The following is a 21,054-nucleotide window of genomic DNA, read 5'->3' on the forward strand; positions in this document are numbered from 1 at the left end:
CGCCCGCTTGTGATCGCGGGGGGCGCTGAGCGGCGCGGTCGTGAAGGCGAGTGACCCCCCGGGGTGGGCGTCGCGGCTGCAAAGGCGACGGACTCCCGGGGACGGGGCTGGGCGGACCGGTCGCGAAGGCGACGGACCCCCGGGGGACGGGGCGAACCGGCCCGGGCGTCAGGCGACCGTCCCCGAAGCCGTCGCCAGTCGGGGTCCGGCCGGTCCATCCTTCGTCGGGCGCTACTTCGAGGCCGTGCGGCGGCCGCCTCGGCGGTTCGGGTTGCTCCCGCCGGTTCCGGCGGCGCCGCCGCGGGATCCGCCGGCCGTCGTCCGGGCGCCGGATCCGCGGGCAGGCTTGCCGGAGGCCGCACCGGTCGCCGCACCGCCAGTGGACCGGCGGTCGGAGCCGCGGCCGCCTGCCGCACCGGCCCCGCCCGTCGCCCCGCCGGATCCCGCCTGGCGGGCGGAGCCACGACCACCCGCTCCTGCCTGGCGGGCGGAATCACGACCACCGGAGTCCCGGTTGCCGGTCCTCGTGGCGGTGCCCGCCGCCGAGTCCGTCCCGCCGCCGTTGCGGCGTCGGCGGCTGGATCGCCTACCGGGCTTGGCGTCGGTCTTCTGGTCCTCACGGGGCGCCGCCGGCTGGGGGACCTCGATGGTGATGGCCACGCCGGACGGCTCGCGGGCACCGGTGATGGTGGCCAGTTCCGCGTCGCTCGACGTGACCCGGGCCGTCCGGGGCCGGATGCCCGCGTCGGACATGAGGCGGGTGACGTCCCGCTTCTGGTCGGGCAGGACCAGCGTGACCACGCTGCCGGAACCGCCGGCCCGGGCCGTGCGGCCGCCCCGGTGGAGGTAGTCCTTGTGATCGGTGGGGGGATCGACGTTCACGACGAGGTCGAGGTCGTCGACGTGGATGCCCCGCGCCGCGACGTTCGTCGCGACCAGCGCGGTGACCTGGCCGTTCTTGAACTGCTCCAGGGTGCGGTTGCGCTGCGGCTGGGAGCGGCCTCCGTGCAGTGCCGCCGCGCGGACACCGACGGCCAGGAGCCGCTTGGCGAGCCGGTCGGCGGATCGCTTGGTGTCGAGGAAGAGGATGACCCGGCCGTCGCGGGCCGCGATGCGCGTGGTGACGGCCTTCTTGTCGGTCTCGTCCAAGAGGTGGAGCACATGGTGCTCCATGGTGGTCACCGCACCCGCGGAGGGGTCCACGGAGTGCACCACGGGGTCGGTCAGGAACCGCTGCACCAGGCGGTCGATGTTGCGGTCCAGGGTGGCCGAGAAGAGCATGCGCTGGCCGTCCGGCCGCACCTGCTGGATCAGCTTGGTGATCTGCGGCAGGAAGCCCATGTCGGTCATCTGGTCGGCCTCGTCCAGCACCGTGATGCGGACCTGGTCGAGCACGCAGTCGCCGCGTTCCACGAGGTCGTTGAGCCTGCCGGGCGTCGCGACGAGCACATCGGCGCCGCGCCGGAGCGTACCGGCCTGCTTGGTGATGGACAGTCCGCCGACCACGGTGGCCAGCCGCAGGTTCACGGCCGTCGCGTAGGGGGTCAGCGCGTCCGCCACCTGCTGGGCGAGTTCCCGGGTGGGCACCAGGACGAGAGCGAGGGGGGCCTTGGGCTCGGCGCGCCGACCGGCCGTACGGGCCAGGAGCGCCAGTCCGAACGCCAGCGTCTTGCCGGAGCCGGTGCGTCCGCGCCCCAGCAGGTCGCGGCCGGCCAGTGAGTTGGGCAGGGTGGCGGCCTGGATGGGGAAGGGGGTGGTGACGCCCTGCGCGGTGAGGGTCTTCAGCAGTCCCGCGGGCATGTCCATACCGGCGAAGTCCTCGACGGGGGGAAGTGCGGGTGTCGTGCTTTCCGGCAACCGGAATTCCCTCGTCGACGGCGCGGACGATCCGGGCGACGAGGCGGACGGTCGGGGCGAAGAGGCGCGCCGGTTCGGCTTCTGGGACCTGCGGGACATGCAGCTATCTGCCTTCCTGAAAACAGCACAAACCGGGGTCCGCACCATGACGGTGCGGACCCCGGTGAGTGGATACGCGTCCGGCGATCAGGCGGGGACGATGTTCTCCGCCTGCGGGCCCTTCTGGCCCTGCGTGACGTCGAAGCTGACCCGCTGGCCCTCGTGAAGCTCACGGAAGCCCTGGGCCGCGATGTTCGAGTAGTGGGCGAAGACGTCGGGGCCGCCGCCGTCCTGCTCGATGAAGCCGAAACCCTTTTCGGCGTTGAACCACTTCACGGTTCCCTGTGCCATGACCTTCTCCTTCTGTAGGCAGAGGCCCCATCCGGAGATGCCGGAAAAACAAATAATGCGCCCGAAGGATAAACATTCCCGTCAGGCGCACATAGGTTCATGGGTACCACAACTGCAACACCACAACAGTAGCACAGCTCGGCGCCCGACGCCCGGCTGTGGCGCGGCCGCGCGGATCGGAGGGCCGTTACCCTGGCCCCGTGATCGAGAATCCTCCCCCCTGTCCCCGGTGCTCCTGTGAGTACACGTACGAGATGAACGCCCTCGTGGTCTGCCCGGAGTGCGGCCATGAGTGGGTGCCCGCCGAGAGCGGCGCGGAAGGCGGCGGTGCCCCCGGGGTGCGCGTCGTCAAGGACGCCGTGGGCAATGTGCTCCAGGACGGCGACACCGTGGTCGTCGTCAAGGCGCTGAAGGTCAAGGGCAGCCCGTCGGGCATCAAGGCCGGTACCAAGGTGCGCAACATCCGTCTGGTCGACGGTGTCGACGGCCATGACATCGACTGCAAGGTCGACGGCTTCGGGGCGATGCAGCTGAAGTCCAGCGTCGTCAAGAAGGGCTGACGGGCCGTACGGGCCCGACCCGCCGGCCCCGCCGAGGGCCGGAACCCGGCGCGGCAGTCCGCTGCGGAATTGCTAAATTTCGCAATTGGTTAGATGCTACGTTGGCTGTGCTCGCAGGTAGCCGCGGGCACAGCCTCACGCGTCCGCCCTCCGGGGCGGGACCCGCAGGGAGGCCGAGGGTCGTGTCCGTTCCGCTGTACCAGGCCAAGGCCGAGTTCTTCCGGATGCTGGGCCATCCCGTACGGATACGGGTGCTGGAGCTCCTCCAGGACGGACCGATGCCGGTGCGCGACCTGCTCGCCGCTATCGAGGTGGAGCCCTCCGCCCTCTCCCAGCAACTGGCCGTGCTGCGCCGCTCGGGCATCGTCACCGCGACCCGCGAGGGCACCACCGTCGTCTACGAGCCGGCCGGCGGCGATGTGGCCGAGCTGATGAAGGCCGCGCGCCGGATCCTCACCGAGATGCTCGCCGGGCGGAACGAGCTGCTGGCCGAACTGCGGGAAGCGGAGGTCACCGCCCGATGACCTCGCGGATGAGCCGGCTCCTGGCCCGGACCACGGCCCTGCTGCCCACCCGCACCGATCTCACCGAGATGCGCCGCGACCCGCGCCGGGATCTCCTCGCCGGTCTGACCGTGGCGATCGTGGCGCTGCCCCTCGCGCTCGGCTTCGGCGTCTCCTCCGGACTGGGCGCCGAGGCGGGCCTGGCGACCGCCGTGGTCGCGGGCGCGCTCGCCGCGCTCTTCGGCGGATCGAATCTCCAGGTGTCGGGGCCGACCGGAGCCATGACGGTCGTCCTCGTGCCCATCGCGGCCGAGCACGGCCCCACCGGCGTCCTCACCGTCGGTCTGATGGCCGGCGTGATGCTGGTGGCACTGGCCGCGCTGAAGGCCGGCCGCTACATGCAGTACGTTCCGGCCCCCGTGGTCGAGGGCTTCACCCTCGGCATCGCCTGCGTGATCGGGCTGCAGCAGATCCCGAACGCGCTCGGCGTGCCCAAACCCGAGGGCGACCGGGTCCTCGTCGTCACCTGGCGGGCGATCGAGGAGTTCGCTCGGCACCCGAACGGGACCGCTCTCGTCCTCGCGGTCGCCGTGGCCGCGGTCATGCTCATCGGCGCCCGGCTGCGGCCCACGGTCCCCTTCTCCATCCTGGCCGTGATCGCCGCGACGGCCGTCGCCCGGACGGCCGGGCTGGACGCGGCGAAGCCGATCGGCGACCTGCCCTCCGGCCTGCCCGCGCCCTCGCTGGCCTTCCTCGACCTCGGCTCGCTGGGCACCCTGCTCGCCCCCGCCGTGGCCGTCGCCGCCCTGGCCGCCCTGGAGTCCCTGCTCTCGGCGTCCGTCGCCGACGGCATGACGGTCGGTCAGAAACACGACCCCGACCGGGAGTTGCTCGGCCAGGGCCTCGCCAACATCGCCGCCCCGCTGTTCGGCGGCGTACCGGCGACCGGCGCGATCGCGCGTACGGCGGTCAACGTCCGTACCGGCGCGAGCTCGCGGCTGGCCGCCCTCACCCATGCCGTGATCCTCGCGGCGATCGTCTTCGCGGCGGCGCCCCTGGTCTCGAAGATCCCGCTCGCGGCGTTGGCGGGGGTCCTGCTGGCCACGGCGATCCGCATGGTCGAGGTCGGCTCGCTCAAGGCGATGGCCAAGGCCACCCGCTCCGACGCGCTGATCCTCGTCCTGACCGCCGCCGCGACGCTCGCCCTCGACCTCGTCTACGCGGTCGTCATCGGGCTGGTCGTCGCCGGCGCCCTGGCGCTGCGCGCGGTGGCCAAGCAGGCCCGTTTCGACCAGGTGCCCCTGGACCGCGGCGATCACAGCGCCGAGGAGCACACACTGCTCGCCGAGCACATCGTGGCGTACCGCATCGACGGCCCGCTGTTCTTCGCCGCCGCCCACCGCTTCCTGCTGGAGCTGACCGAGGTGGCCGACGTCCGCGTGGTCATCCTGCGCATGTCCCGGGTGTCGACCATGGACGCGACCGGCGCCCTCGTCCTGAAGGACGCGGTGCGGAAGCTGCGGCGCCGGGGCATCACGGTCCTCGCCTCGGGGATACGCGCCGGCCAGCGCCAGGCCCTGGACTCCGTCGGCGCGCTGGACCTGCTGCGCGACGAGGGCCGCGAGTACGCCACCACCCCCGAGGCGATCCGTGCCGCCCGCCGGCATCTGGAGACCGCCGGAGTGCTGCCCGCCCCCACCTCCCGAACCTCCGCCGAGGAAGCCCTGCGATGAGCACCCCGCCTGCCGCCCCGTGCCGACGGACCCCCACCGGACGGGCGCGCGGCCCGTACGCCACCCCGTCGCGTCCCGGCTCCGCGCCCGGCCGCGTGGAGGCGTGATGTCCCTCCAGCTCGACGTCCTGCCCTACCGGCACGTGCTCACCCTGCCCACCGAACCGTCCGCGGTACGCATCGCCCGTGAGACGGCCGAGCAGGCCCTGACCGAGTGGGGGATCGGGTTGCGGCATCCCGCCGTGGACCCGGCGCTGCTGTCCTGAGCGAGCTGGTCACCAACAGCGTCCGGCACGCCGCCGCCGTCTCTCCGACGGTGACGGTGATCTACGCGGCGGGCGCGGACTGCCTGGCCTTCGCCGTCCACGACCGCCACCCCCACCGGCCGTCGCTGAACGGCACGGCCGACCGCACCGGCCACCGGGGCCTGGCCACCGTCATGGAACTCGTCCTCGCCCTGGGCGGCACCGCCGTGGTCCGCGCCGACGCCGACGGCTCGGGCAAGAGCATCTGGATCACCCTGCCCCTGTGAGCCGGCCCCGACGTTGTACGGCGGCGTCACCGCCGGATTCGGTGTTCCCGGTGCCGCGCGCGAGGATGGCCGCATGCTGTTGACGAGTGTGTGGATGCCAGGCGCCGTGGCCGGGCCGACGGGGCCGTCGCGGTGTCGTGCCGGGGAGGCGACGGCACGATGAGCAAGCCGCTGTACCAACTGAAGGCCGAGTTCTTCAAGACGCTCGGCCATCCGGCCCGCATCCGGGTCCTGGAGCTGCTGAGCGAGCGCGAGCACGCGGTCGCGGAGATGCTGCCGCAGGTGGGTATCGAGCCCGCGCACCTCTCCCAGCAGCTGGCCGTCCTGCGGCGGGCCAACCTCGTGGTGACCCGGAAGGAGGGCTCGACGGTGTACTACTCGCTCACCAGCCCCCATGTCGCCGAGCTGCTCCGGGTCGCCCGCACCATCCTCTCCGGCGTCCTGGCCGGACAGGCCGAGCTGCTGGCCGACCTGAAGGCCGCGCAGGGAGAGCGGAAGCAGCAGCCGTAGCCCAGCCCGCGGGGTACTCGGAGCGGGCTTGACCGGTGTCCGGATAAGACCAACAATTGTTGGTGAAATTACTCGCAGGTGAGGTGCCGTATGACGGTACACAGTGAGCTACACGATCCTCATCGGGCGAAAGAACCGGTGAGCGGCGCCCTGGCGGGCCCGTACGGGCATCCGTTCCATCCGATCATGGTCACCGTGCCGATCGGAGCCTGGGTGTCGAGCCTGCTCTTCGACATCTCCTCCAAGATCGTGGACCGGCCCGGCTTCCTGGCCCACGGGTCCGCCTGGCTGATCGCTATCGGCGTGCTCGGCGCGCTGGCCGCGGCCTGCGTCGGCTTCCTCGATCTGTTCGCCATCCCCGCCCGCACCCCCGCCTTCCGTACGGCGCTGGTGCACATGGCGCTGAACCTGGCCGTCACCATCGCCTACGCGATCGGCTTCGCCTGGCGCCAGAGCGACGGCTACGCCGAGGGACGGGGCGTGGGGGCCGGGCAGTTGACGCTCTCCGCCGTGTCCCTCGCCTTCCTCGGCGTCTCCGGCTACCTCGGCGGCAAGCTCGCCTATCGCTACGGCGTGCGCGTGGCCGACGAGTCCGTGCAGGCCGAGGGGTTCCGCGCCGCTCCGCCCCCCTGACGCCGCTCCTCCCTCCCCTCCCCATCGCTGGAGCCCGACATGGAGATCGCCGCTCTCGTCGCCTGGGTGATCACCGCTCTCGGCGGCTTCGTCCTGCTCGCCCGCTGGATCGGGGGCGGCGCTCTGCACGGCCGGGAGACCGGTCGGACCCACTTCCCGGCCCCGGTCGTCTTCGGTCACTTCCTGCTCGCGGCGGCCGGACTGGTCCTCTGGATCGTCTACCTCGCCGCCGACAAGGACGGCCTGGCCTGGACGTCCTTCGCAGTCCTCGTCGTCGTCGCCCTGCTCGGCTTCACGCTCTTCGCCCGCTGGCTGCCCGTACGGCGCACCGCCCCACCGACGACACCGGGCGCCACGGCACCGCCCGAGCGGCATCTGCCGGTCCCCGTGGTCGTCGCCCACGGCCTCCTGGGGGCCACGACCCTGGTCCTGGTGCTGCTGGCCGCACTGGAGGTCGGCGGGAGCTGACCACGCCCCCCGGCCGACGCGGCAAGATCCGCGCTCGCCGCGATCGGTGTCATCGCGGCATCTGCCGCAGCGCGTGCAGTGCGGCGCCCATGTCGGCGACGGCCGCCGGATCGGTCAGCGAACGCCGCGTCAGTCGCTCGATCCGGCGCAGCCGGTAACGAACCGTGTTCGGGTGCACGTAGAGCCGCTCGGCCGCCTCCGCGGTCAGGCCGCCCGCGGCGAACCAGTGCCCCAGGGTCCACAGCAGCCGGGCCCGCTCCGCCTCGGGCAGATCGAGCAGCGGCCCCAGCGCGACCCGCACGAGACGGGCCGCCTCCGCGGGCGCCGCGGCGACCACCATGGCGAGCGGGGAGTCGTCGAAGAAGGCCACCCCCGGCCCGTCGCCGCCCAGTCCGGCCAGCGCCAGCCGGGCGAAACGCAGGGCCTGCGGGGTGTCCCGCAGCGAGTCGAACCGCGGGCTGACCCCGACTCGCGCGCGCCGACCTCGTAGCGCCCTCAGGGCCACCGCCTCCGCGTCGGGCCGGGTCAGCGCCACCAGGCCGATCTGCTCCTCGGGCAGCAACCGCCAGGCCGACGGCAGCCGCGCCTCGCGCAGCGCCGCCTCGATGCCGGGCAGCGGCTCCTCGCCCGGATCCGGGACGGACGCCGCGACCACGGCGTAGGGCCCCCGCTCCGGCAGGCCGAGCTGCTGCGCCACCTCCCACAGCGTGGTCGAGCCGGCCAGGGCACCGGTGAACAGCGCCTCCACCAGCGCGGACCGCCGGGCCTCGCGCCGCAGCGCCAGCTCGGCGCTGGACTCCCGGTAGGCGGCGGCCACGGCCTCCGCGTAGCGGCCGAACAGCGCCCAGATCTCCGAGGATCCGGCCACCAGATGCGTGTCGGTGACCTGGGGATGCCGGGGCGCCTCCGCCACCATCTGCGACCACAGGAACTCGAAGCCGACCCGGTAGGCGTGCAGGGTGTCGGCCAGGGGCACGCCCTGCTCGGCGCGCAGCCGCCCCGTGTCCTGTGCCGGCCGCACGTCGGCGTCCGTGCCGAGCGCGAAGTGCCGCAGGATCAGGTCGGCGTTGCCCTGGCAGGACTCCTTGAGCGACGCGAACGGGATCAGCGACTCGTTCGCATAGGACTCGACCTCCGTGCGGATGCGCTCAGCCATGCGCTCACCCAGTTCGGGCAGGCGTTCGCGCAGCGCCCCGCCCACCTCGGAAAGATCCATCGTCGCAGCATAGAGGGGAGGAATTGTTCCCCGGCACAATTCCTCCCCGGCGAGCGCTGTGTGCCCGGCCATGGACGACCGCCGACCCGGCGGCCACCATGCCGTGAGCATCGGCGGCGTCGGAAGCGCCGCGATCATGCATGCGAGGAGGCAAGCATGGCCAATCTGGCTCAATTCCTGGTGGAGACGGCACGTCGGCAGCCCGAGCGCCCCGCGCTGCGGCAGGGGACGACGACCCTCACCTACGCGGAGCTGGACCGGCTGAGCGCACAGGCCGCCGCGCTGCTGCGGGCCGAGGGCCTGCGCGACGGCGATCGGGTCGCCCTGATGCTGCCGAACGTGCCCGAGTTCGTCGTCCTGTACTACGGCATCCTCCGCGCCGGCGGGATCGTCGTACCGCTCAATCCGCTGCTGAAGACCCGGGAGACCGAGTACCACCTGCGTGATTCCGGCGCCGTGCTGCTCTTCGAGTGGCACGCGGCGCCCGGCGAGGGAACCGGGGGAGCGGACGCCGCCGGGGTGCGGCGGATCGGTGTCGAGCCGGCGGCCTTCGCCGCGGTGCTGGCCGAGCGGGAGCCGCTGCCGGAGACCGCGGCCGTGGACGGCGACGACGTCGCCGTACTGCTGTACACCTCCGGCACCACCGGCCGCCCCAAGGGCGCGGCCCTCACCCACGCCGGGCTGCGCCACAACACCGACGTCAACGTCACCGAAGTGCAGCGGATCACGCCCGACGACGTCGTCGTCGGATGTCTGCCGCTGTTCCACATCTTCGGCCAGACCTGCACCATGAACGTCGCCGTGCGCAGCGGCGCCTCCCTCATATTGGTGCCGCGGTTCGACCCGCAGACGGTGCTGGACGCCATCGCCGAGCACCGGGCCACGATCTTCGAGGGGGTGCCCACGATGTACGCGGCGCTGCTCCAGCACCCGGCCGCCACCGAGGCCGATGTCTCCAGCCTGCGCATGTGCGTCTCCGGCGGCGCCTCGCTGCCGGTGGAGGTCCTGCACGGCTTCGAGGAGCGCTTCGGCTGCGTGATCCTGGAGGGCTTCGGCATGTCGGAGACGAGCCCCGTCGTCTCCTTCAACCACCCCGACCGGCCCCGCAAGCCGGGCTCCATCGGCACCCCCATCCGGGACGTGGAGGTACGGCTCGTCGACGACAAGGGACAGGACGTGGCGCCCGGCGCGATCGGGGAACTCGCCGTGCGCGGACCGAACCTGATGAAGGGTTACTGGAACCTCCCGGAGGAGACCGCCGCCGCCGTCCCCGACGGCTGGCTGCGCACCGGCGACCTGGCCCGCCAGGACGAGGACGGCTACCTCTACATCGTCGACCGCAAGAAGGACATGGTCATCCGCGGCGGCTACAACGTCTACCCGCGCGAGATCGAGGAGGTCCTGCACGAGCACCCGGCCGTCGCCCTCGCCGCGGTCCTCGGTGTGCCCGACGAGCGGCTCGGCGAGGAGGTGGCCGCGGCGGTCGTCCTGCGGCCCGGCGCCGTCGCGACGCCCGAGGAACTCCAGGAATTCGTCCGCGAGCGGGTCGCCGCCTACAAGTACCCCCGCCACGTCTGGCTGGTGGACGCCCTGCCGATGGGCCCGAGCGGCAAGATCCTCAAGCGGGAGATCCAGGCTCACTGACGGCGGCCGGGGTGGGGGAGCGCCGTGGGTCAGGCATCCCCCACCCTCATCGGATTCGCGGGAACACGCGTCGTCACGGGGACCGTTCGTGCCACGATGTCCTCCGGCCGGCAGCACGCACGCGCGGGGGGACACATGGCGGAGCCGGAGGTCGTCGAACTCCAACTGCCGGACGGCGGCGCGGTGTTGGTGAGGGCGCTGCCCCTTGCGGCCGGCGAGGACGATCCGGGACTCGATGACGGCGGGCCGGTGAACGTCGGGCTGCGCGAGGCGCTGTCCTTCACCGCGGTCAGCGCCGCGCTGCGCGGCGTGGCGACCACCGTGCAGGACGCCCTGCAGTCGGTGAGACCCGATGTGGTGGAGGCCGAGTTCGGGCTCGAATTCGCCCTGAAGGGCTCCCAGGTGATGTGCCTGCTGGTCGACGGGGAGGCCACGGCCACCTTGCGCGTACGGCTGGAATGGCAGAACGGCTCGGTCTCCGGCAGCCGATGACGCGCAGAGGCGCCGGACCGCGCGAAGTCTTCGAGCTGCTGGGCGGCTTCGTCGTCAGAGTGGCCGGACCCGGCCTGCGCGGGGGCACCGGATTCTTCGCCGGCCGTGGCCTGGTCGTCACCTGCGCCCATGTCGTCGCACAGCCGTCCGAGGGCGGTCGCCGGGCCACCGCCGGGCGGGCCGAGGTCATCTGGTCGCACGGCCGCGCCGAGGGATCGGTGGTCGCGCTGCCGCCGGCGCACAGCGGGGAGGGTCTGTGGACGCCGCCGGACGTGGCGGTGATCACGCTGGACGAGCCGCTGCCGGACCACCCGTGGATCCCGATGGCCGAAGAGCCACCGCAGCCGGGCCGGCGCCTCTACGCCGTCGGCTTCAGCACGGTCTACGGCCCGGTCCCCGGACTCGGGGTCAGCGCCGTGGAGTACGAGGGGCCCCAGGAGATCCCGGGAGTGGGACAGGTCCTCCTGCGGATGAGGGACGGTGAGCTGGCGCCCGGGGGGTCCGGCGGACCCGTGCTCGACCTGGAACGGGGCGAGGTGTGCGGGGTCGTGACCGCCGCCCGCCGCCAGAACCTGCCGATGGGCGGTCTGGCCCTCGACGTGTCCGTCCTACGGGACGAGTTTCCCGAGCTGTGGAAGGCCAACAAGGCCCCGAACCCCCCGGACACGCCGCTGTGGATGCTGCGTGCCGCACTGCAGCACGAGTACGCCGCGGGCAGCGTGCTGTCCCTGCGTGAGGAGGCCGCGCTGCTGCGCGCGGCGCAACGCTCCGGGCTGGCGCCGGCCGCCCTGTACTGGCGCTCGGTCCACCGCGACTACGGCGAGCCGGCCTCCCGCCTCGACACCATGACCGACGTCCTCCGCGAAGTCGCGGACGCGCCGCCCCTGCCCGACGGGCCGCACCCCCTCCTCCGGTTCATCCAGCAGGTCGCCGACGCGGTACCGCGGCGGGACGCCACGTTCCTCACCCGGCTGGTCGCGCTGGTGGCGGAGCGGCTGGGGGTGCCGGTTCCACCCCCGGCCGCCGAACCGTCCGGGCCCGCCTCCGACCGCGTCGCGGCGATCAGCGTGCATCTGGACACCCAAGGTCTTGACGGCGACCGCTATCTCCTTCGCGTCTGGAAGTACCCCGACGTGACCGAGCCGCCGTACGCGGTGCTGTGCGACGACCGGCCGCTCACCCTCGCCGAGGCCCAGGAGGAGTTCCGGGCCGTGGTGCCCCGGGCGGTGGGGGAACTGGCCGAGATCAGCAGCACGGTGCTCATGGAATTCGCCCTGCCCACCGCCGAGTTGAGCGCCGTCGACGTCGACACCTGGTACCTGTCCCAGGCGTGGGCGCCGGTCAGCCGGCAGTACCCCGTGGTGCTCCGCGTCCTGGACCGGAAACCGGAGACCTACCCGTCCTGGACGGCACGCTGGCGACGCCTGTGCCACGGCTCCCCGGACGGGGTCGCGGCGACGATGGACTGGGTCGACTGTCATGAGGACGTCATCCCCGAACGGTTCTACGCGTGGCTGCAGCAGCAGCCGGCCCTGTCCGTGCTGGCGCTCCCCTTCAGCCCGGACACCACGGCACGTCAACAGGTCATCGAGACGGCCCTGTACGCGGGCATCCCGGTGGCCGTGTGGACCCGCGCCGGGTGCCCGGCGCAGTGCCGCCTCAGACCGGCGCCGGGCCGGCGACAGGCAGCCGCCCCCGTATGCGGCGACACTGCCGACGCCTGCGCCGGCGGGACATTTCGCGCCGCCGTCGACGCGGAACTCGCCCGCGTCGACTTCGCCGACCTGCCCGAACTGATCATGAAATTGCGGATCGACGCCGTCACCGCCGCCGACCCCGGCCACTGCGGGGAGAACGTCGTCCTGCTGTGGGACGACGCCGCCCGCAAACTGCCCGGCGACGGCCCCGCCCTGCGGATCCCCCAGCACACCGCCCCCGCCCTGTGGAGCCCCCAGCACACCGCCCCGGCCCTGCGGAACCCCCAGCACACCGCCCAAGGAGGGCAGCCGAGTTGACCGACTGGCGGATCTTCCGCGGAACCAGCACACCGCACGACGGGATCACACGACTCCCGGCACCGCAGGAATGGCGTGCCTTCGACGGCGGACCGCCGATCACCGCCGAACTGCCCGAGTGGTCAGCCGTCGACATCGTGCGCGCCTCGCGCTACCAGGCCGACCCGGAGATCCTCGACCTCGTCAACGCGGCCCTGTACCTGCGCCGGCCCCTGCTCGTGACCGGCAAGCCCGGCGTCGGCAAGTCCACCCTCGCCCTGGCCGTCGCCCACGAACTGGGCCTCGGCCCGGTGCTGCGCTGGCCCGTCACCAGCCGCACCACGCTCAAGGACGGCCTGTACACCTACGACGCCATCCGGCGCCTGCACGACGTCTCCACCGCCCGGGACCAGGACGACGCCGAGACCGACATCGGCCGCTACATCACCCTCGGCCCCCTCGGCACCGCCCTGCTTCCCCGCGAGCGGCCCCGTGTGCTGCTGATCGACGAGATCGACAAGAGCGACATCGACCTTCCCAACGACCTGCTCCACGTCTTCGAGGAGGGCGAGTTCACCGTCCCCGAACTGGAGCGCGCCGCCCGGGGCGAACAGACGCGGGTCCATGTGTCCACCGCCGACCGCGATCCCGACGGTGTGGTCGTCCACGGTGGGCGCGTCCGCTGCCGGGCGTTTCCCTTCGTCGTCCTCACCAGCAACCAGGAGAGGGAATTCCCGCCCGCCTTCCTCCGCCGTTGTGTCCCGCTACAGATCCTGCCCCCTGACCACGACGAACTGATGGGCATCGTCGAGGCAAGGCTCGACGCCGAGATCGGTGCGGAGGCGGACGGCCTGGTGACGGAGTTCCTGCACCGGCGGGACGCCGACGACCTGGCCACCGACCACCTGCTGAACGCCCTCTACCTCACCTTCCACGCCGCCCGCGGCGGAGGAGACCGCCACCACCTCGCCCATCAGCTCTTCGGCCGGCTCCGCCCGCCCGCGACATGAACCCCGACTTCGAGAACATCCTCGCCGCTCTCGACGCGATCGGCGTCGAACCCACCGCTCGCGAGGCGGCGGAAGCGCTCTGGCTCGCCACCCATATCGCCGGGGCGCCGGGCACGAGCCCGCACGAGCCCGTGGACCCGCCGGCCTCCGAATCCGTCGAGCGTACCCGCCGGGTGCCTCGCCGCCCCAGACCCGCCAAGGCCGTCACGCCCGCCACCCTGCACGCCCCCACCACGGCCACCGCGTCCGCCCCGGCGGACGGCCCGAGCCCCGTACGGGCCGTCTCCGTCCGCGTCGCCGACGCACCGGCGCTCACCCACGAGCTCGACCTCCTGCGCGCTCTGCGTCCGCTCAAGCGGCGGGTCCCCTCCCGCCACGGGGTCGTCCTCGACGAGACCGCCACCGCCGAACGCAGCGCGGAGGAACGGCTGTTCCTGCCCGCGACCCGCCCCGAGCCCGAGCGCTGGCTCAGTCTCGCGCTCATCGTGGAAGCCGGGCCCACCATGAACGTCTGGCACCCCCTCGTGGGCGAACTCATGGCCCTGCTCCGACGCACCGGCGCCTTCCGCGACATCCGCCTCTGGTACCTGCACACCGCCCTCGACGGCTCGCCGGGTCTGCTGCCCCAGGCCGCACCCACCGGCGCACCGCACAGCCCTCGCGAGATCCTCGATCCGACCGGGCGGCAGGCGATCTGGTGCGTCAGCGACTGCGTCTCGGCCCTCTGGTACGACGGCCGCGCCGACCGCCTCCTCGAACTCTGGGGCCACGCCGGCCCTTTGGCGATCATCCAGCCCCTCCCGCAACGGCTCTGGCGGCGCACCGGGCTGCGTCCCGAACCCGTCCGCCTGCACACCGACACGCCCGGCCGCGCCAACTCCCTGCTCCGCGTGAGTTCGTCCGACCTGTCCGTCCTCCAGAGCGGCCCCGCCGCCGGCGTTCCCGTACCCGTCCTCGAACTCCACCCCTCCTGGCTGGCCCTCTGGGTGCACCTGGTTACCGCGAACGCGCCCGGCGGCATCCCGGCGATGGTCACGACGACCGATGCGTCGCGCGCGTCCGACGGCCCCTCCGAGGGCGGCCCGCCCGCCGCCGAACCCCTTCCCGACGACCCACGCAGCCTGGTCCGTGCCTTTCGCGCCCACGCCTCCCCCGAGGCCTACCGCCTCGCCGGCTGCCTGGCCGCGGCACCCCTCACGCTCCCCGTCATGCGCCTCGTACAGCGCGTCATGCTCCGTGACGCCCGCCCCGCCCACCTGGCCGAGGTCCTTCTCAGCGGCCTCGTCCACCACACCGACCCGACCTCCGCCACCCCCGAGTACGAATTCGCCGACGGCGTCCGGGAGATCCTGCTGAGCACGCTGCGGCGCTCCGACTCCCACCGCGTCCACGACGAGGTCTCCGCCTATCTCGCGGCCCACGCCGGCGATGCCCGGGACACCCAGGCCCTCGCCGTGCTGCCCACCGGCGACGAAGGCGTCCCCGTGGCCGGTCCGGGCCGGCCCTTCGCGGAGATCGCCCTGCGCGGCACGGCGGACGGCTCCCGCTCGGACCCTCGCCCTGAACCGCCTACGAGCCACCCGGAACCCGCGGAACCCGAGACCGGACCCCCGCAGACCCCGACCCGGACGACGGACCGTCCGGTGGGGGTACGCCACGCTCTGCTGGCCGAGGTGGCGGAAGTGCTCACGGAATCGGCCACGACGCGGGATCCCGCCTCACGGGACCTCTGGCTCCATTTGCTCTCGCGTGAACTCGGCTTCCGTGTCGAGCCACCCGGTTCGGAGCCACACCGTGTCTGGCTGTGGAAGGTGGTCAGGACTTGCACCGAGGTCCCGGAGGGGCTCGCCTGCCTGGCCCGGTCCCTGGAGTACATCGAGGGGGAGTCGTCCGTACTCGCCGCCCTGTGGCCACTGGTGGACGAGTGGGACGCCGTCGCCCTCTTCGGCACCGCCGACCTCGGCAGCCTGCGGCCCGCGCTGTCCTCCCTGCCGCCCTCGGACCTGGCCGTCATGACCCGCCGCGCTACCCAGTCCCGCGTCCAGGAACTGCCCACGTGGTGCCGGACGGGGTGGCAGGTCTTCCTGCGTCTGGCCGGCATGTACTTCGCGGCAGGTGAGCTGCCGCCCAGCCTGGCCTTCCTCAAGCTGGCCACCGACCGGCTGGTGGACGAGGGCCAGGCCGACTCCGCCGAGGTGCTGCGCCGGTTCAGCATCGCCTGCGCCCTACAAATGGGCCTGGAGGCCGAAACAATCGCGGTCTGGGGCCAGATGGATCCCTGGGGGCCGGCACCCTCCATGGCACCCGCCTATGTACTCATCCAGTTCGAGCCGGACCCCGTCCAGGCGGACCACTACGTGGTCTCGCACTGGCGTCAGTCCGACACCGGAGGCTGGCATCCCACACCCGGCGAGACGCTGTTCCTGAGGCGGGAGGAACTGCCGGGTGCGGTGGCGCGGCTGATCGAGGATGTCGAGGCGCAGTGGGCCGATCTGCGCCAGCCGATGAAACTCGAGTTCGTTCTGCCGTGGGAGTTGCTCAACGAGCCCGTCGAGTGGTGGGTGAGGGAGTCCGATTTCGCCGCCGCGATCCCGCTGGCCCTGGACTACCCGGTCGTGGTGCGCAGCTTCGAGCGCCTGCGGCGCGCCGCCTGGCACCGGTCCTGGCGCAACAGGTGGCGTCAGCTGGAGGCACACCCCCGGGAGAGTCGCGTTCACTGGAGCGAGCCGCGTGAGGACGCCGAGTACGCGTTCCGCCTGGAGCGCGAACTGAGGGAGGACCCGGACGTGGTGTGCCTGATCCTCAGCCGGCCGCCGTGGGATCCGTCCGGTGACGGCCTCCGCGAGCTGCTGGCCGGACTACGCGCCGGTGTCCCCGTGATGATCTGGCACCACCAGGACTGCACGGACCCCGCCTTCCGAGCAGCGGTCGCCGAGCTCCTGGAGGACGGCATGGACGGCCTGGCCGAGCGCGTCATGCACTTGCGCCGCCAGGCCCTGGCCTCCAGCTCCCCCGACGGGGACAACCACATCGGCCGTCACTTGGCCATCCTCTTCGACGACCCCGATCGCCTCCCGCCCCTCCCGGGCGGCCCCGCCGACCCGACCGGACGCTGAGGACCCGTGCCCCGGAGCCCCCCGGCGTCCGCCGAGGGGCTCCGGCAGGTGTGTCAGACCGTGCCGCTCGCGGCGATCGTGATCTTCGCGCTGGTCGAGCCACTGCGGCTGCCGAGGGACTCGATCCGGTCGACGACGTCCTGGCCGCTGACGACCTCGCCGAAGACGACGTGCTTGCCGTCCAGCCAGTCCGTGACGATCGTGGTGATGAAGAACTGCGAGCCGTTGGTGTTCCGGCCGGCGTTCGCCATGCTCAGCAGGTACGGGCGGTCGTGCTTGAGCGTGAAGTTCTCGTCCGCGAACTTCTCGCCGTAGATGCTCTTGCCGCCGGTGCCGTTGCCCGCGGTGAAGTCGCCGCCCTGGAGCATGAACTGCGGGATGACCCGGTGGAACGAGGAGCCGGCGTAGCCGAAGCCGTGCTGGCCGGTGGCCAGCTCACGGAAGTTCCTGGCGGTCTGGGGGACCACGTCGTCGAACAGCTGGAACTCGATGCGTCCGGCCGGCTCGTCGTTGATGGTGATATCGAAATAAACATTGTCGCTCATACGGGTCAACCTATCGTCGAGCGGCCGGCCCGTGACGGCAGGGGCACGTGTTCGGCGTCGCGCGGTCGCGCCACCCCCGTGCCCCCGCCCCCGAGCACCCCGGTCAGCGGGGCCCGCGACCCTTGCTCACCCGCTTCAGCACGGCACCGGCCATGACCTCCTCGCCCTTGGCGTTCGGGTGGGCGGGAGCGGCGGGGGAGGCCGGTCGCAGCGGCTCGATCCAGCGGTCCTCGGGGGCCTTGCACATGTCGTGGCCGACGGTGGGTCCGTAGGTGTCGACGTACTCGGCGCGGTTCCAGAGGGCCACCAGCTGGAGCATCAGATTCAGGCGCTTCTCGGTGTCGCGCAGATAGGTGAAGTCGCCGGCGGCGAACGGCACCGTGGGGAAGCAGCCGATCCCGTCGTCCGGGAGCAGGGACGGATAGCCGACGACGAGCACGCGCGCGTGCGGCGCGCGAGCGTGTACGGCGCTGAGGACGCGGGCGACCTTGGGCGCGGTCCGGGCGATGGCGACGGCGAGCTGGTCCACACCGGACGCGCCGTAGTGGCGTCGGCACGGATCGCCGGTCGGGTCCTGCGCGGCGACGCCCGCGCAGGTGGAGATGATCGACCCGAATCCGACGTCGTTGCCACCGATCTGCACGGTCACCAGATCGGTGTCGCGGTTCACGGCGTCGAGCTGGGGGCCGTGGGTGCCCTGGGGCTGCCACATCTCGGCGGTCGTCGCGCCGCCGCAGCTGACGTCGGTCAAGGAGATCGACGGCAGGGAGGCGGCGACGACCGACGGGTAGTTGTGGTCCGAGCGCCCGCAGGTGGGGTCCACCTGGCGCGGGATCAGGGGGCCGGAGGTGTAGGAGTCGCCGAGCGCGACGTAGTCGGTGCGATGGCCCGTGCCGTGGGCCGCCGCGGGCGTGGGCGAGGCGGCGACGAGAGCGCACGCCCCCAGTGCCGCGGCCAGCGTGATGGCCCGCCGACGCCGTATCGGTCCGCCGGCTCCGGCCGTGCTCTGCACCATCGCAGTCCTCCCCCTGGGATCGGGTCATGGCACGCTCCGCGCCCGCACCCCGGACACGTCCCGCACTTGTTCGACTGCGCTTGTATACCGGCCGGTATGTGGCCAGGACCATAGTCCGACACGAACCAATTGGCGCGCGGTGCCTTGGGGGAAAACCCGGCAAGGCGTGATGGAGGGCGGTAATTTGGGGCATCTTCGAGTGGGTGGTCTCGATGGAAGGTGGCCGTATGGCTGACGTCCTCACGGCTCTGGCCAATGTCGACGCGTTCCGCGCGGAAGCGGATCGATCGGTCGCCTGGGGGCTCGACCGGGAGGATGTCATCCAGCGGCTCAAGCAACTGGTGCAGAACCCGGATCTGCTCGACCAGCGTGGCCTCAACGCCTGCGCGCCCGCCGTGTTCTTCCGTATCTGGCTGGCCCGCGACCCCGTCGCCGCCGCGTCCTTCGCGTGCGAGATGCTCCGCAGCGGCTCGGCGTCCATCGGTTCCCTGGTGGTCGCGCCGGACACGGACCTGCGGGAGCAGGACTACAACTCCCTGCGCTCGAACACCAACGGGCAGCACCCCAACGCCATGCCGGAATGTACCGACTGGATGCTGCTCAGCGCCCTGCGGGACTCGGAGAACGTCTTCTTCGACTATCTGGGACAGCCCTTCACCCTGGGGGACTCGGTCGCCGGCCTGACGCTCCCCGGGACCCTGGCCGGCTGGCTCAGCGCGACGAACCTCTACTCGTCGGTGGCCGACAACACGGCCCTCGCGGGACCGGGCGACCTCGGCCCCCTCCTGAACCTGATCCCCACCAGCGACGTCGACATCGTCCTGTTCGTCAACGCCAACGCGATCTACGACCTCGAGCCCGGCCCCGGCCCGGACGTCCTCCCGTTCCCGGGCATCGCGTTCCCCGACCACTACGTCCTCATGACCGGGCCCTTCGTCCCGTCGGACAACGGGAGTTGGCTCGACATCGACGTATGGACCTGGGGCAGCGCCAAGCGGGGCTGGCAGAAGATCCCCCGCTTCGTGACCAACTACTTCGGATGGATGGCCGCGACCGTGTGACAGCGACCGTCGACTCCCGGACGAGTGGTTCCGATGGTCACGACGGGGGGATGAGTGCGGCCAGTGCGGTGGGCGGCACCGCGCTGGCGGCGGCCGAGCCGAGCAGCAGGTCGGCCAGTCCATGGGGGCGCGCCTGCTCACCGGTCGGAGCCGCCGTGGTTATTCGGTCCAGTCGGAAGCCTCGACCCGCCTGCCGCGTGCGGCACCAGGCGATGAGGTACCACTTGCCGTCGGCGGTGAGCAGCCCGGCCGGTTCAACGTCGCGGTCGCTCTCCTGCCCCGCCGCGTCGACGTAGGACAGCCGCAGCACCGTGCCGTCGCTGAGAGCCTGCTCCACCGCGGTCCGGACCGACTCCGCGGTCCGCGTCGGCAGCACGACGATCCGGGCGGCGAGTTCTTCGGCAGCCGTCGTGGCGGGGCCGGTCATCGAGGCCGCGATCTTCTGGGACGCCGTACGGACCGCGCCGGCGTAGAGGGCGGAGGCGTCGGCGACGGCGAGCGCTGCGACCAGCGCCGCGGCCTCTTCGGCAGTGAAACGGATCGGCGGGAGAGTCATCGCCTGGTCGATCGACCAGCCGCCGCCCCGCCCGGTTGTGGTGCGCACCGGGACACCCGCCTCCATCAGCGCCTGGAGATCGCGCTGCACCGTGCGCGTGCTCACCTCGAACCGCGCGGCGAGCGCGGCGACCGTCAACGATCGCGGCGCCGCCGCGCGCAACTCTTCCACCAGTGCGTAGAGCCGAGGAGTGCGGTTCATGGGCCCGACGCTACCGTCACGCGCCGACCAGGAAGTCCCGCTCCCGCTGCTGTTCGCGGGCGGTGATGGTCAACGGGAACAGGGTGAAGCCGTGCATCGCGCCCGCGACGACGCCGAGTTGCACGGGCGCCCCGGCCGCCTGCCACCGCTGAGCCAGGAAGAGTGAGTCGTCCAGCAGCGGGTCTTGGGTGCCGACGACGATCCGGGCGGGCGGCAGGCCGGTCAGATCGGCGTACAGCGGCGAGACCTCCGGGTTGCGGCGCTCCTCCGGGCCCATTCCCGGCGTGAGGAGCTCGTAACTTCCCCGCAGCGAGTCGGAGTTGCTCAGCAACCGCCGGGAGCCGAACAGCCGCTGGCTCGGTGTCATCGACAGGTCGTACGGGCCGAAGGCCAGGTGGGCCGCACGGAACATGCCGGTGATGCCGTGCCGGTCGCGAAGCCGCAGCAGGGTCAGGACACTCAGGTGGGCACCGGCCGACTCACCACCGATCAACAGCCGCCCCGTACCGAACTCGGTCTCGGTGTGGTCCACCAGCCACCGGGCGGCCGATTCGCAGTCGTCGGGGCCGGCGGGGAACGGGTGCTCCGGCGCCAGGCGGTAGTCCACGCTCATCACGGCCAGCCGGGCTTCCACGGCAAGCCGCCACAGCTTCTCGTCCTGCCCGTCCGCGGAGCCGAACGCCCAGCCACCGCCGTGGATGTGCAGATACACGCCGTCGACGTGATCCGGCACGAACGCCCGGACCTTCACCCCGCCCGCGACGACGCGGTTCTGGCCCTGCGGCAGTCGCACGGGTGGCGTGTCGCCACCGAGCCGGTTGCGCCGCAGAAGCGCCAGCACGTCTGCATCCACCGCTTGCCCACGAGGTGGACGGCTCGCGGCAGTAGCCTCGAACTGGGCGTTGAAGGTCAGGGTCTCGGCGAGGCAGTCCTCATCTGTGATCGTCATGCGTCGACAGTCGCAGCTGTCTGCGACAACACCCTGTCACCTTTTCCCCGTGAACTGCATCACGTCCAAG

General features: G+C 72.2%; 19 protein-coding genes and 1 pseudogene. 13 read left to right on the plus strand and 7 right to left on the minus strand.

Going from position 1 to position 21,054, the window contains the following annotated elements:
* Positions 1-231: 231 nt before the first annotated feature.
* The gene (locus ACZ5NW_RS06755; RefSeq protein WP_468742631.1) at positions 232-1,956 is read right to left on the minus strand and encodes a DEAD/DEAH box helicase; all 1,725 of its coding nucleotides are present in this window, start codon (positions 1,954-1,956) and stop codon (positions 232-234) included.
* Between the two features lie 87 nt (positions 1,957-2,043).
* Positions 2,044-2,247, minus strand: coding sequence for a cold-shock protein (locus ACZ5NW_RS06760; protein ID WP_468742632.1), 204 nt, complete (start codon positions 2,245-2,247; stop codon positions 2,044-2,046).
* A gap of 200 nt (positions 2,248-2,447) precedes the next feature.
* Between ACZ5NW_RS06760 and ACZ5NW_RS06765 the strand changes: the two genes are divergently transcribed.
* The 7 genes and pseudogenes from ACZ5NW_RS06765 (at position 2,448) to ACZ5NW_RS06795 (ending at position 7,185) form a co-directional block, all read left to right on the plus strand.
* A complete protein-coding gene (locus ACZ5NW_RS06765; RefSeq protein WP_468742633.1) occupies positions 2,448-2,807 on the plus strand; it encodes a zinc ribbon domain-containing protein YjdM in 360 nt (119 codons plus the stop codon).
* A gap of 182 nt (positions 2,808-2,989) precedes the next feature.
* Entirely contained in the window at positions 2,990-3,331 is a 342-nt protein-coding gene (locus ACZ5NW_RS06770; RefSeq protein WP_468742634.1) for an ArsR/SmtB family transcription factor, read from the plus strand.
* A complete protein-coding gene (locus tag ACZ5NW_RS06775) occupies positions 3,328-5,043 on the plus strand; it encodes a SulP family inorganic anion transporter (RefSeq protein ID WP_468742635.1) in 1,716 nt (571 codons plus the stop codon). The genes ACZ5NW_RS06770 and ACZ5NW_RS06775 overlap by 4 nt, the downstream gene beginning before the upstream one ends.
* Positions 5,044-5,149: 106 nt before the next feature.
* Positions 5,150-5,574, plus strand: a pseudogene (locus tag ACZ5NW_RS06780) (ATP-binding protein).
* A 159-nt stretch (positions 5,575-5,733) separates the two neighbouring features.
* The gene (locus tag ACZ5NW_RS06785; protein ID WP_468742636.1) at positions 5,734-6,084 is read left to right on the plus strand and encodes an ArsR/SmtB family transcription factor; all 351 of its coding nucleotides are present in this window, start codon (positions 5,734-5,736) and stop codon (positions 6,082-6,084) included.
* 90 nt (positions 6,085-6,174) lie between these two features.
* Positions 6,175-6,717 (plus strand): DUF2231 domain-containing protein, encoded by a 543-nt coding sequence (locus ACZ5NW_RS06790; RefSeq protein WP_468742637.1) that lies wholly within the window; start codon positions 6,175-6,177, stop codon positions 6,715-6,717.
* Between the two features lie 39 nt (positions 6,718-6,756).
* A complete protein-coding gene (locus ACZ5NW_RS06795; protein WP_468742638.1) occupies positions 6,757-7,185 on the plus strand; it encodes a hypothetical protein in 429 nt (142 codons plus the stop codon).
* A gap of 49 nt (positions 7,186-7,234) precedes the next feature.
* Here ACZ5NW_RS06795 and ACZ5NW_RS06800 read toward each other — a convergent pair whose 3' ends face one another.
* Positions 7,235-8,401, minus strand: a complete 1,167-nt coding sequence (locus ACZ5NW_RS06800) for a PucR family transcriptional regulator (protein ID WP_468742639.1) — start codon at positions 8,399-8,401, stop codon at positions 7,235-7,237.
* 156 nt (positions 8,402-8,557) lie between these two features.
* Here ACZ5NW_RS06800 and ACZ5NW_RS06805 point away from each other — a divergent pair, with 156 nt between their 5' ends.
* The 5 genes from ACZ5NW_RS06805 (at position 8,558) to ACZ5NW_RS06825 (ending at position 16,657) form a co-directional block, all read left to right on the plus strand.
* Complete coding sequence (locus ACZ5NW_RS06805; RefSeq protein ID WP_468742640.1) at positions 8,558-10,045, plus strand: long-chain-fatty-acid--CoA ligase; 1,488 nt, start codon at positions 8,558-8,560, stop codon at positions 10,043-10,045.
* A gap of 135 nt (positions 10,046-10,180) precedes the next feature.
* The gene (locus ACZ5NW_RS06810) at positions 10,181-10,537 is read left to right on the plus strand and encodes a CU044_2847 family protein (RefSeq protein WP_468742641.1); all 357 of its coding nucleotides are present in this window, start codon (positions 10,181-10,183) and stop codon (positions 10,535-10,537) included.
* Entirely contained in the window at positions 10,534-12,552 is a 2,019-nt protein-coding gene (locus tag ACZ5NW_RS06815; protein ID WP_468742642.1) for a VMAP-related conflict system protein, read from the plus strand. Before ACZ5NW_RS06810 ends, ACZ5NW_RS06815 begins: the two co-directional genes overlap by 4 nt.
* Complete coding sequence (locus tag ACZ5NW_RS06820; protein ID WP_468742643.1) at positions 12,549-13,541, plus strand: AAA family ATPase; 993 nt, start codon at positions 12,549-12,551, stop codon at positions 13,539-13,541. Before ACZ5NW_RS06815 ends, ACZ5NW_RS06820 begins: the two co-directional genes overlap by 4 nt.
* A complete protein-coding gene (locus ACZ5NW_RS06825; RefSeq protein ID WP_468742644.1) occupies positions 13,538-16,657 on the plus strand; it encodes an SAV_2336 N-terminal domain-related protein in 3,120 nt (1,039 codons plus the stop codon). The genes ACZ5NW_RS06820 and ACZ5NW_RS06825 overlap by 4 nt, the downstream gene beginning before the upstream one ends.
* A gap of 53 nt (positions 16,658-16,710) precedes the next feature.
* Here the strand turns inward: ACZ5NW_RS06825 and ACZ5NW_RS06830 are convergent, their stop codons facing one another.
* Both ACZ5NW_RS06830 and ACZ5NW_RS06835 read right to left on the minus strand, forming a co-directional pair.
* Entirely contained in the window at positions 16,711-17,202 is a 492-nt protein-coding gene (locus ACZ5NW_RS06830; protein WP_468742645.1) for a peptidylprolyl isomerase, read from the minus strand.
* 103 nt (positions 17,203-17,305) lie between these two features.
* Positions 17,306-18,217: an SGNH/GDSL hydrolase family protein gene (locus tag ACZ5NW_RS06835; RefSeq protein WP_468742646.1), complete on the minus strand. Its 912-nt coding sequence runs from the start codon at positions 18,215-18,217 to the stop codon at positions 17,306-17,308.
* A gap of 227 nt (positions 18,218-18,444) precedes the next feature.
* Here ACZ5NW_RS06835 and ACZ5NW_RS06840 point away from each other — a divergent pair, with 227 nt between their 5' ends.
* Positions 18,445-19,278 (plus strand): hypothetical protein, encoded by an 834-nt coding sequence (locus ACZ5NW_RS06840; RefSeq protein WP_468742647.1) that lies wholly within the window; start codon positions 18,445-18,447, stop codon positions 19,276-19,278.
* A 37-nt stretch (positions 19,279-19,315) separates the two neighbouring features.
* On the opposite strand, the gene ACZ5NW_RS06845 is transcribed toward ACZ5NW_RS06840, so the two are convergent.
* Together ACZ5NW_RS06845 and ACZ5NW_RS06850 are read right to left on the minus strand one after the other, a co-directional pair.
* The gene (locus ACZ5NW_RS06845) at positions 19,316-20,035 is read right to left on the minus strand and encodes a helix-turn-helix transcriptional regulator (RefSeq protein WP_468742648.1); all 720 of its coding nucleotides are present in this window, start codon (positions 20,033-20,035) and stop codon (positions 19,316-19,318) included.
* Positions 20,036-20,051: 16 nt separating this feature from the next.
* Positions 20,052-20,984: an alpha/beta hydrolase gene (locus tag ACZ5NW_RS06850; RefSeq protein WP_468742649.1), complete on the minus strand. Its 933-nt coding sequence runs from the start codon at positions 20,982-20,984 to the stop codon at positions 20,052-20,054.
* Between the last annotated feature and the right edge of the window lie 70 nt (positions 20,985-21,054).

The organism is Streptomyces sp. NPDC032126, assembly GCF_055580085.1.